The sequence below is a fragment of the Nostoc sp. UIC 10630 genome (assembly GCF_010747425.1).
Lineage (GTDB): Bacteria > Cyanobacteriota > Cyanobacteriia > Cyanobacteriales > Nostocaceae > Nostoc.
The window spans coordinates 1-13,099 of record NZ_JAAGOG010000005.1 but is presented as its reverse complement, the minus strand read 5'-3'; the positions used below and the strand labels follow the sequence as shown (position 1 = coordinate 13,099).

Annotated in this window: 5 protein-coding genes and 2 CRISPR repeat arrays; all 5 genes read left to right on the top strand. The window is 42.2% G+C overall.

Translation table 11 applies throughout. The features are described from left to right. Positions 1-21 precede the first annotated feature (21 nt). Positions 22-621: a CRISPR-associated protein Cas4 gene (gene cas4, locus G1O98_RS02620; protein WP_163927042.1), complete on the top strand. Its 600-nt coding sequence runs from the start codon at positions 22-24 to the stop codon at positions 619-621. 318 nt (positions 622-939) lie between these two features. Then, a complete protein-coding gene (cas1d, locus tag G1O98_RS02615; RefSeq protein WP_163927041.1) occupies positions 940-1,917 on the top strand; it encodes a type I-D CRISPR-associated endonuclease Cas1d in 978 nt (325 codons plus the stop codon). 25 nt (positions 1,918-1,942) lie between these two features. Then, positions 1,943-2,236: a CRISPR-associated endonuclease Cas2 gene (cas2, locus tag G1O98_RS02610; RefSeq protein ID WP_163927040.1), complete on the top strand. Its 294-nt coding sequence runs from the start codon at positions 1,943-1,945 to the stop codon at positions 2,234-2,236. Between the two features lie 219 nt (positions 2,237-2,455). After that, positions 2,456-5,532: a CRISPR direct-repeat array (repeat unit 37 nt; unit sequence GTTTCCAAAGCCTATTACCCCGCAAGGGGACTGAAAC). Between the two features lie 149 nt (positions 5,533-5,681). Further along, positions 5,682-6,833 (top strand): CRISPR-associated endoribonuclease Cas6, encoded by a 1,152-nt coding sequence (gene cas6, locus G1O98_RS02605; RefSeq protein ID WP_163927039.1) that lies wholly within the window; start codon positions 5,682-5,684, stop codon positions 6,831-6,833. 262 nt (positions 6,834-7,095) lie between these two features. Continuing rightward, positions 7,096-9,358: a CRISPR direct-repeat array (repeat unit 37 nt; unit sequence GTTTCCATTGACCAAATCCCCTCACGGGGACTGAAAC). A gap of 445 nt (positions 9,359-9,803) precedes the next feature. Continuing rightward, positions 9,804-13,099: RecQ family ATP-dependent DNA helicase (locus G1O98_RS02600; RefSeq protein ID WP_163927038.1), on the top strand; the 3,296-nt coding region annotated here is incomplete at its 3' end.

The window sequence follows — 13,099 nt, the reverse complement described above, 5'->3', positions numbered from 1 at the left end:
AATACGTATTCAAACGAAAAGATGAATGAAGATTACTTACCTTTGGCATACCTCAATGCCTGGGAATATTGTCCACGCAGATTTTACCTTGAATATGTCTTGGGTGAAATGTCAGATAACGAGCATATTATCTTGGGTCGCCACATACACCGCAATATTAATGAAGAAGGAACACTTCAAGAAGGAGAGATGCTGATTCATCAGCAGCAGTGGGTGTGGAGCGATCGCTTGAAGATCGCAGGTATCATTGATGCAGTTGAAGAATGCGATGGTCAGCTTGTCCCTGTGGAATATAAAAAAGGGAAGATGGCACAACATCTTAATGACCATTTTCAACTTTGTGCAGCAGCTTTGTGTCTAGAAGAACGTACTGGAGGCTGCCTTGCTTATGGTGAGATTTTTTATCATACTAACCGCAGAAGACAGACAGTAGCATTTACACCTCAACTACGACAAATGACTGAGCAAGCAATTGTTCTTGCTCAACTTGCATCTCAAACAACTATGCCTGTACCGATTGATAACATGAAAAAGTGTCTTTCATGCAGTTTAAAAGAGATTTGTCTGCCTTTTGAAGTTAAACAGTTACGAAGTTCAATGACTCCCGAAACTGAGGATTAATTTCATCGGGAGTAAATTAATTAATAAGTTTTATCGAAACAGAATTCAGGAGTCAGGAGCCAGAATACAGGAAAGGTATTTTGTGCAACTGGTGGATGAATCCAGGGCGTTCTTGCACCCAGACTAAATCTGCATATTTAGTGGTCAATAAGACAGTGGCGGGTCTGAATCCCGCACTCATAGCGAGTCTTTTCCCAAGGGGAGACTTTCACGAACGAGTGTCTTCATTCTGACTCCTGTACATGGATAGCGGGGCGTTTAGCCCATTGAGAATAGCTGAATTCTTCTTCAACCATAACTCATTACCAGCACTCTAAAATGTCAGTACTTTACGTAACTCAGGCTGATGCCGTTTTGAGCAAGAATTACGAAGCTTTTAATGTTGCTCTTAAACAATCAGATGGTTCTTGGAAAAAACAGACTGTTGCAGCCCAAACTGTTGAACAAGTTGTCTTGATGGGCAACCCTCAAGTCACAGGTGATGCTCTAGTTTATGCTTTGGAATTAGGTATGCCTGTTCACTATCTTTCTAGCTTTGGTAAATATCTGGGTTCTGCACTTCCTGGTTATTCGCGCAATGGTCAATTGCGATTAGCACAATATAAACTATATAGCGATCCCGTCGGACGTTTAGAATTAGTAAAAGCAATTGTGACAGCCAAAATTCATAATCAATATCAGGTTTTGTATCGTCACAATGAGCGAGATAATCCTCTTAAAGAGCGTAAAAGTCTTGTTAAAAGCCAAAAAACCATAGATCAGGTCAGAGGAATTGAAGGTCTAGCTGCACGCGAATATTTTGCCTGCTGGCCACGGATGGTTGGAAAGCAATGGACATTTACTGGTCGAAATCGTCGTCCACCTACTGATCCTGTGAATTCACTTCTCAGTTTTGCCTATGGTTTGTTGCGAGTTCAAGTAACAGCTGCGGTTCATGTTGCTGGGTTAGATCCTTATATTGGTTATTTACACGAAGTCCATCATGGTCAGCCCGCAATGGTTCTGGATTTAATGGAAGAATTTCGTGCTTTGATTTCTGACAATGTAGTACTAGCTGTATTGCACAAACATGAAATTCAACCTGACGATTTTAACGAAAGTTTAGGTGCATATCGCCTGAAGGATACTGCCAGGAAAACTTTTTTACAGGCGTTCGAGCGCAAAATGAATGATGAATTTAAACATCCTGTTTTTGAGTACAGATGCACTTATAGACGAGCGATTGAATTACAAGCGCGGCTATTAGGTCGCCATTTACAAGAAGGGATTCCATATAAAGCTTTAGCTTTACGCTAATTATCATTTATCCAAAAATTTGACAATGACTACCCTGTTTTATTTGATTATTTACGATCTGCCTGATAACAAAGCTGCAAATAAACGTCGTACTCGCCTACATAAAATGTTGTCAGGTTACGGAAAATGGACGCAATACAGCGTTTTTGAGTGTTTTTTAACAGCAGTACAATTTGCTACCCTCCAAACCAAAATAGAAAAACTGGTTAAGCCTGAAGAGGATTCAGTACGATTGTATATACTTGATGCAGGTGCAATTAAACGAACAATTACTTATGGTTCAGAAATTCCTCGACAAGAGGAAACAATAGTCTTATGATTATGTAATCAGCTTGATAATTGGCAAGTCGAAGCGGGGTCAAAAACCCGGGGGATCTGCCAAAATCGCCAGAACCTTGACAAGTAAATAATTACAGCGTTTCAACAATTCGGGAAGTTGCAAATTAGTTGCAATAAGAACGGCTGAAAATGACCTTTTTTTTCGATCCGTCAAAAACCTTCCCAGGAAGCTTGCTCCGTAACAGTTTCAGATGGAGCGGTTTCCAAAGCCTATTACCCCGCAAGGGGACTGAAACTTTCCCAAGAAACAGTTAATCTAGATATTAGGAAATAGTTTCCAAAGCCTATTACCCCGCAAGGGGACTGAAACGAGAGTAAATGCAAAATTCTAGGGCTGAATCGCCAAGAAGAGTTTCCAAAGCCTATTACCCCGCAAGGGGACTGAAACATTCAGTGGCACGGGGAAAGTGCCAGGATAGTAAAAAGTTTCCAAAGCCTATTACCCCGCAAGGGGACTGAAACTTCCTCTGTCCATCAGAAATCCTCAGCAATTATTGTGTTTCCAAAGCCTATTACCCCGCAAGGGGACTGAAACTTCAATAACATCAAGAGTGAGTTTCAAGACTTCCGCACGTTTCCAAAGCCTATTACCCCGCAAGGGGACTGAAACCAACTCTTCTCTATATTGAATGCTGATAACTATCAGCGTTTCCAAAGCCTATTACCCCGCAAGGGGACTGAAACTTTGTGCCCAGGCTTCGTATGCTTCGCAACACGCGAGGTTTCCAAAGCCTATTACCCCGCAAGGGGACTGAAACTGTACAAAGCTACTGTCTCTATGTAAGAGTACGTAGCCGTTTCCAAAGCCTATTACCCCGCAAGGGGACTGAAACGATTCATTGTAGGTTAACTAGCGATCGCAACTAATCGTTTCCAAAGCCTATTACCCCGCAAGGGGACTGAAACCAGTTTAGTTGCGTCAATTAACTCTTTTTCGATGACGTTTCCAAAGCCTATTACCCCGCAAGGGGACTGAAACCTGAACAATCTACCGCGCAGAGGGAAGTTGTTAAAGTTTCCAAAGCCTATTACCCCGCAAGGGGACTGAAACCGTAAAATTACTTAGGAGTCCCGTTTCCTTTTAGTGTTTCCAAAGCCTATTACCCCGCAAGGGGACTGAAACTTCATCTTTTATGAGTACTAAATTATCATCATGAGGTTTCCAAAGCCTATTACCCCGCAAGGGGACTGAAACTGCTTCTAATCTGAGTAAAAATCAGCGATGAGCGACTGAGGTTTCCAAAGCCTATTACCCCGCAAGGGGACTGAAACATCCATCTTAGATGACCCGATCAAATCGGGTCATCTAAGGTTTCCAAAGCCTATTACCCCGCAAGGGGACTGAAACAATCCTTGGGCTTGCATATTCTTAATAAACTGAAACTGGGGTTTCCAAAGCCTATTACCCCGCAAGGGGACTGAAACATCTATCTGAAACCTCTAAGTTAACTAAATATATCTAAAGTTTCCAAAGCCTATTACCCCGCAAGGGGACTGAAACGATTGGTGCAGCCAGTGCGAAGGCGTTGGTATCAATGGCGTTTCCAAAGCCTATTACCCCGCAAGGGGACTGAAACCTGGATAAACTCTATCGCCATCGGCTTGAATGGTTTGGTTTCCAAAGCCTATTACCCCGCAAGGGGACTGAAACAACAGCTTGGGAAAGTCCTAGGCGTTGGTATCTCTGACGTTTCCAAAGCCTATTACCCCGCAAGGGGACTGAAACTTGACTACCGCCAATTCATCTAGTTGGAATGGGCGAGGGTTTCCAAAGCCTATTACCCCGCAAGGGGACTGAAACGCTTCGATAAATCCATCGAAGTCACCTGCATGATTCTCACGTTTCCAAAGCCTATTACCCCGCAAGGGGACTGAAACGTAGTTGGGGAGTCAGGGCAAGCAACATTTATTAAGTTTCCAAAGCCTATTACCCCGCAAGGGGACTGAAACCGCTCATCAACTTGAGCAGGCTCAACATTAATAATCTCAAGTTTCCAAAGCCTATTACCCCGCAAGGGGACTGAAACTCAGGAACAGTAAGTATAAAAATAATTGTACTTTGGGTTTCCAAAGCCTATTACCCCGCAAGGGGACTGAAACCAGCATGAGTAAATTTGTTGCAGGAAGATCACCAGGTTTCCAAAGCCTATTACCCCGCAAGGGGACTGAAACATAGGAAAATTAAAGAGCAAGATTTACCCCAATTAGGTTTCCAAAGCCTATTACCCCGCAAGGGGACTGAAACATAGCTGGAGAGCTTCCTTACCGGGAACTTAATATAAGGGTTTCCAAAGCCTATTACCCCGCAAGGGGACTGAAACTATTCTGTCTTCCTTTAGGTCTAGGTGGCATATTTAGTTTCCAAAGCCTATTACCCCGCAAGGGGACTGAAACATGCTAAATCAGCCTTGCTACTGCCAGCGATCGCTAGTTTCCAAAGCCTATTACCCCGCAAGGGGACTGAAACCAGAAGTACCAGCAACAGACCCAATGTTCGCCTTAGTTTCCAAAGCCTATTACCCCGCAAGGGGACTGAAACTATTTTAGCGAATTCGCTCCTACTATTTGGCGTTGAGTTTCCAAAGCCTATTACCCCGCAAGGGGACTGAAACTTTCATCAGCACTCGGTAAAGGTCTAGACTCACCTGGTTTCCAAAGCCTATTACCCCGCAAGGGGACTGAAACATTTTGGGAGAGTTGGAAGATATGTACTTGGAAAATCCAGGTTTCCAAAGCCTATTACCCCGCAAGGGGACTGAAACTTAAGACTATCTGCTGGAAATGAGGGTAGATGGGGTTTCCAAAGCCTATTACCCCGCAAGGGGACTGAAACAACTATTTGTTCTGCTACTTGCCCACGCCGACCCTCAAGTTTCCAAAGCCTATTACCCCGCAAGGGGACTGAAACCTCAGAAGCATTAGCACAGCTATCTGACTAACTACCGTTTCCAAAGCCTATTACCCCGCAAGGGGACTGAAACGTTTCTGCACTGTTTATAAAAGAGTAAGGACTAAATGTTTCCAAAGCCTATTACCCCGCAAGGGGACTGAAACAACTATTTGATTTGGAAACTGTTTACGTCCTTGTGTTTCCAAAGCCTATTACCCCGCAAGGGGACTGAAACCAAAAAGATGGAAAGACTCTCAGGCAGAGATTGCACTCAAGTTTCCAAAGCCTATTACCCCGCAAGGGGACTGAAACAGATAACTTACCGCTAACTATGAATTAAGTTTGTTCTGTTTCCAAAGCCTATTACCCTGCAAGGGGACTGAAACTTCAAAAAGTAATTGCGATCGCAGTTGTTCAAATTAGTTTTCGACAATTAACTCATCGCCAGGAGAATTAATTGTTGTTTGCCTTTTGTTAAGTCAAAGAGGATGGAAATTGCGTACAATATTGAGCATTATTTGTGAAGCCCTAAGCAATGCCAAGAGCAGCATCATCTACTAGTCGTAAACCAAAGCCAAAGCAAAAATCTGTAGCTTCTGTAGTGACATGGGCAGATGAGACAGAATTGGTGGGATTAGTGTTTGAACTGGAGTCAAGTGCTTCTGCTTTGCTTTATTCGCAGTACACGATTGGGCTGCACGCATGGTTTCTGGAGCAGGTAAGACAATTCGACCCAGACCTTTCAGCTTACCTTCATGATGGAGAGTCAGAAAAACCCTTTAATATTTCAGCGCTGTCAGGTCAACTAGTTGCCAGTGGCAAACAACTACGATTAGAAGCGAATCAAATTTACTATTGGCACGTGAATGCTTTATCTCAACGGGTAGCAGAGTTTCTCAAACACTGGTTAACTCAACTACCAGAAAGGTTAGATTTAAAAGGTGCATCTCTAAAGATAAAACAGGTGAGCATAGCCTATGCACCAACTACTTACAAACAACTACTCTCACCATCGACAAATAGACCTTTTACAATCAGTCTCAGTTTTATTTCACCTACAAGCTTTCGTCGAAAGGGAAATCATTTCCCTTTGCCGGTGCCAGAAAACCTTTTCCATAGTTATTTGCGGCGATGGAATGATTTTTCAGGGATGCCAGCAGAACAAGAATCTTTTCTCAAATGGATAGATGAAGGGGTGGTTATTCATCAACACCGTTTGGAATCAGAGAAAGTGGCAGCAGGGAAGCGTGGGTCAGTCACAGGTTTCACAGGTGCAATCTCATTAGGTTTAACAAAAGCAGCTTTCGGGAACTTTGAATTTAGTGAGTTGTTTTATGCTTTAGTACGGTTGGCTCCTTACTGCGGCACAGGGCATAAAACTACTTTTGGGCTAGGACAAACTCGTTTGGATTGGGTAGAGCAGGAAACGAGTAAATCGATACAATTGCTAACAAATCTGCTGGGAGAGCGAATTGAGGAACTGATAAAATTATTTACTGCACAACGCAAACGGACAGGAGGGGAGCGAACAGATAAAATTGCTGTTACCTGGGCAACGATTTTGGCGCGGCGGGAAATGGGGGAATCATTGAAGGTAATCGCCGAAGATTTAGAGATGCCGATCTCGACCGTGAAAACTTACGTGAAATTAGCCAGAAAATCCCTAAAACAAGAAAATAATAGTTGAAAACCTTTACTTGTGGACAAGTATAAGTAATTGTTTTATGATTGGGTAATCAAATTGATGTTTGGCAAATCGAAGCGGGGTCTAAAACCCTAGGGGTTCTGCCAAAATCGCCAGAACCTAGACAATTAAATGATTACAGCGTTTCAACAATTCAAGAAGTTGCAAATTAGTTGCAATAAGAGCGGCTGAAAATGACCTTTTTTTCCGATCTGCCAAAAAGCCTCCCAGGAAGCCTGCTCTGATTAAGTTTCAGCACCGAGCGGTTTCCATTGACCAAATCCCCTCACGGGGACTGAAACATATAAAATCACAAGAAGAAATAGACAGAAGACTAAGTTTCCATTGACCAAATCCCCTCACGGGGACTGAAACTTGATAACCCACCCAGGAACAGGAGAGAGTCTCAACAAGGTTTCCATTGACCAAATCCCCTCACGGGGACTGAAACCTGCATTTATAGGTCGCCTAACTTACATAAAAAGTGGGTTTCCATTGACCAAATCCCCTCACGGGGACTGAAACTAGATATTAAATAGTCACCATTGCCATCAAAAGCTAGTTTCCATTGACCAAATCCCCTCACGGGGACTGAAACCTGCTTTGCGAGTCTCAATTTTTTGCCATGCTTGCAAGTTTCCATTGACCAAATCCCCTCACGGGGACTGAAACGTGTGTGGGTTCCTGTGGAAGCTCCCGTCACAGTTGACTCAGGTTTCCATTGACCAAATCCCCTCACGGGGACTGAAACATAGGGGGATCAGGCTTTGAAGCCTACGAAACCCAGTTTCCATTGACCAAATCCCCTCACGGGGACTGAAACATAAAAGTAGGAATGGTACTTGGATTAACGGTCAAAGTTTCCATTGACCAAATCCCCTCACGGGGACTGAAACTTCTTCTACGTATTTCCTAATATCTAGATTAACTGTTGTTTCCATTGACCAAATCCCCTCACGGGGACTGAAACATAAATTCCTTTCACTACAAATTCATAGGTTTTTGTTTCCATTGACCAAATCCCCTCACGGGGACTGAAACATTCAGGCATATACATCCATCCGATAATTTCCCCAGGTTTCCATTGACCAAATCCCCTCACGGGGACTGAAACTCCCCTATTAGGGGACTTAACTATGAACATAACGACTGGTTTCCATTGACCAAATCCACTCACGGGGACTGAAACTAACTGAAACTCAAGCCAAGATTAAAGGTGCTATAACGTTTCCATTGACCAAATCCCCTCACGGGGACTGAAACGTTGATTGTGGAAAAGCAGCGAGTCGTTCTCCTATAATGTTTCCATTGACCAAATCCCCTCACGGGGACTGAAACACATAATTTTCGCAACTTTCCCCGAATATTCCTCCCAAGTTTCCATTGACCAAATCCCCTCACGGGGACTGAAACTCATAAAAGAATCTGAAGCCGCTAACTACCTTGTTGTTTCCATTGACCAAATCCCCTCACGGGGACTGAAACATGGCATCCAATGCGTCAAAGTAGAACAACATGAGTTTCCATTGACCAAATCCCCTCACGGGGACTGAAACACATTGTCGTTATTTGCAAACAAAGGCTGACTAGTCAGTTTCCATTGACCAAATCCCCTCACGGGGACTGAAACCGTTACAAATCTGTTTCGCAGTAATGGTTTTACTAGGTTTCCATTGACCAAATCCCCTCACGGGGACTGAAACTTCGCCAAGAGCTAGGGATGGAACCACGCGAAGTTTCCATTGACCAAATCCCCTCACGGGGACTGAAACCTTTCTTTCACCCTTTTCATCTACACCGTTCTCCTCAGGTTTCCATTGACCAAATCCCCTCACGGGGACTGAAACATTAAATCGGATAAACGAGCGATCGCTTCTCCAGACTGTTTCCATTGACCAAATCCCCTCACGGGGACTGAAACCTTACGGAGTAACAATCATCGTTATTCACCATGCAGGGCATACAGAGGTTTCCATTGACCAAATCCCCTCACGGGGACTGAAACCTGAGGTGGCAGATAGGTAACTAACCATAGGTTTTAATGTTTCCATTGACCAAATCCCCTCACGGGGACTGAAACATAGAAAACTATGCTCAAACAGATTAATGCTTTAGGTTTCCATTGACCAAATCCCCTCACGGGGACTGAAACTTCTCTAGGGTTTACTTGTTCAGATGAACTAGCTGATAGGTTTCCATTGACCAAATCCCCTCACGGGGACTGAAACAAACAGTGTACATCGACAAAAATCAAATTGTAGAAAGTTTCCATTGACCAAATCCCCTCACGGGGACTGAAACATAAAAATTATTCCTGGCTTGCGAGATGATGGGTATGGGGTTTCCATTGACCAAATCCCCTCACGGGGACTGAAACAAGGATTGCCAAGGGCGGAAGAACTAGCAGTATGTCTGTCAGTTTCCATTGACCAAATCCCCTCACGGGGACTGAAACCGCGATCGCAAAAGTTTGGAAGTCGCTGGAGCTTGGGTTTCCATTGACCAAATCCCCTAACTGGGACTTTGGCAGGTGACAGACTGGTTGCTAGTAAGGAAATCCGGGGATGAGAAAGTAGCGACACCGGACAGCCCGTCGTAGACATCGCTCTTAAAGCAAAGCGTAGCCAATCGATTTTCTCTCTTACTGCCGAAAGTTCTGCTGATGTGTGGCATTGGTAGGAAATCTAGCGTGAGGATTAGGTTTGGGAGCTTTTGTGTTAGAAACGCTACTGCTGAGGGAAAACTGAAAACAAGGCCCTGTTTTGAAGACTTTGATTGTAATTCATCAGCCGAAGGCTACAAATTACATAACAGAATTGGCAACGCATACATAAGTTCAATTCATAGTATTTGTGTACTATTTATTGACAAATAAGTACTTGTTGCTAAAATCTTTGAACAAAGTCAGGGTAAGTTTAGTTAGTAATTTTTTAGAAATGAAATTGCGAAAAAGCAATCTAATCAGGGATTCTCATGCAAGATTTATCAAATATTGACTTATTTTATGCTTATTTAGACTTAGAAATTAATAGTGAAAATAATATATACCGCATCGGATTGGTATCTCTGAACTTAACAAAAGATTTTTATCAAGAGAATCTAAATCAAGCTTACGAAGAAATGAAGAAGCTGAAAAATAGTAATTTAGCAGTATGCGGTCACAACTTCCGCCGCTTTGATTACCCTTATCTGATTGAGCAAGAACCCCAATTATCTTCTTGGCACATAATTGACACTTTAGAACTATCAATACTCGCTTTCCCTCTACAGCATTCGCATAAGCTAAATAAAGATTATAAGCAAAGTGAATATTCAAGTAATAATCCTCTAGAAGACGCACAGGCAACTCGATTATTACTTGGTCAACAATTAGAAGCACTATTTAAAAAGCCTGATGAAGTACAACAGGTATATATTTGGCTCCTTACTTGTGGTTACGAAGATGCAGACCTTGCATATCAACAATTTTTCAGCGATCGCCTTGGTTTGAAGATTGAACAACCTACGATAGAAATGCTGCCAGACACAATGCTAAAGGGAATAAATCAATCCTATTTGCAGCAGGTATGGTCTAGTCCACAAACTTATGATTTTGAGACAAGATTATGCGTGGCGGGATTACTGGCTTGGAACTATGAGTGCAATATCAATGAATCAAAGCAGGTTTTTTGTGATTGGCTCAGACATTTAAATGGTTTTCAAGCTGTACTTGAGAATTTGCGTCCTTTAAGTACAGATGAATTCGCTATCAGCTCTTACTTGGAATATTTTGAAATTCCCAGTTTTCGACCTTTGCAAGAAGAAGCTGTGCAAGCAATCATTAATAATGAGCGTCCGCTTGTTCTAATGCCTACTGGTGGTGGTAAATCTTTATGCTATCAATTACCAGCTTTCATGTTCCACGAAAGGCACAAAGCGCTGACTGTCGTGATTTCGCCGCTCCAAGCATTAATGGCAGATCAGGTAGCAGATTTAGAACAAGCTGGGTTTTTCTTCGCCACCTTCATTAATGGTAATCTCTCAGCAGCAGAACGTCGTCAGCGATTATCAGAACTGCGTTCTGGTTCCAAAGGTTTGCTGTATATCAGTCCAGAGCAATTGCGGTCAATGAGTATTCGAGCATTGTTAGAACAGCGTCCTCCGGTTCTTTGGGTGATTGATGAAGCTCACTGTGTTAGCCAATGGGGCCACGATTTTCGACCAGATTACCGTTACATCCCGAAATTTATTTATGAATTATATCAAGAGCGGCAGATTGCAATGCCTTTGTTAGCTTTGATGACAGCAACAGCAACAGTCGCTGTTATTGAAGATATTAAAGAGCTATTTGCCCAACACGAACTAAATATTAATCGTACAATTGATGGGGCAACAACAAGAGATAATCTAACTTTTAATGTGATTCCAGTAGCAGGGAATAAAGAGCAAGTTTTGTTGAATCAAGTCAAAGAAGCTCTCAAACTAGGTGGTAGTACACTGATTTACACTACTACACGTAAAAATGCCCAAAAGCTAGCAGAAACTCTTAAACAAAGTCACATTGAAGCTAAATATTATCATGGGAAACTTGCAAAAGAACAAAAACAACAAGTTTTGCAAGAATTCAAATCAGGTAAATTGAATGTAGTTACTGCAACTTGTGCCTTTGGCATGGGCATAAACCGTAAAGATGTACGCGCTGTCATTCACCATTGCATGAGCGCCAATTTAGAAGGTTACATCCAAGAGGCTGGACGGGCAGGACGTGATGGAGAGCCATCAATTTGTACTTTACTCTTTGATCCAAAAGATGCTGATACAGTTTTTCGTTTGCAAAGTTTGAATCAACTGAGCGAACAAGATTTAAAAAATGTCTTGATCTCGACCAGACATATTCGTAAGTGTACGTTTGGTAGTGCTAGAGATGATTGGTTTTGGGTGACAACCAATGAAATTTATCAAATGGGTGACTTTGATGAAGAATTTGGTGAAGAATCAGAACAACAAAATACTAAGATAAAAGCAGGATTGCATTACTTAGAAAAATTTGGTTTATTAGAACGAGCCGAGAACTTTTCAAGCTTTATCGAATTTGAACTAAGCCATAATACCTTTGCTGAGTCTATAGAGCAGTTTGAGGAATACAGCCGGATGAAGGATTTATCCCGGTTTGAAGCAGACAACTTTGAGCGGCTGATTCAAGCAATGCACATTGCGAAAGCTTATTGTAATAGCAACGATGAACCGTTTCCCCTCGACCGCCTCAGTGATGAAGCTGGAATTAGCTTACATGACCTGACTGCCAGAATCCGTGAACTGCAAAAGGCTGAAGTCTGTTCTTTTGAAATACCGATTACACTTGTGATTACCAAGGGTGTAAGAGGAGATGCCCGTAATAATCATGAACGCATTCGCCAGTTAGAAGATCAATTACTCCAAGCGCTTAATGAGTTATTTGGTAATGAAAACGAAATACAAATAAATCTGCGGGGACTTGCTTCTCGACTTGACCCAGACAACAGTAAAAAAATCAGAGCATCCAACATCATAGATATTTTGGAAGGTTGGGTTGCTCAAAAATGGTTAAAGTTAAGTAGAATTTCTAGTGATGTGATTCGCTTAGGAGAAATGGAAGTTGCAGAGCATTTACCTGAGCATAAAATTCTCACAACTACAGTATTGGAAGTTTTATATCAAGCATTGGGAGATACAACAGGGGCAAGATTACCTTTGAAGTATGAATTAGGTAAACTTGCTAAAGAAGTTACCCAAAAAATTCAACTTGACTGGAATAATGAAGAGTTAGAAGCTATTCTTTTATGGCTGCACCAGAGAAAAATCATTCGATTAAGTGATGGGCTGAATCTCTTTCAACAGTCGTTGAAAATCCGTGTCATAAAAAATGCAAGTGTTTCCACAGTAAAACGCCATTACCATGAAGTTGAAGCTCACTATGATGAACAAACTCGTCGCACTCATTACATGGTGCAATATGGAAAACTAAAGTCAGCAGAACAACGTCAGCAATTCGTTAGTGATTACTTTGGCACAAATAAAGAAGAATTTATTTCAAAGTACGAATTTTCTGGAAAAGATATTATCGAACCTATTCTTCCAGAAGATTACAAGCGTATTCTAGAAGTGCTAAATCCTGCTCAAAAAGAAATTGTTCTAGCTTCAGACCCAGCGATGGCAGTGATAGCAGGCCCTGGTTCTGGTAAAACAAGAACTATTGTTCACCGAATTGCTTATCTTGTAAAGGTTAAGCGAGTTGAGCCGAAGCGTATTTT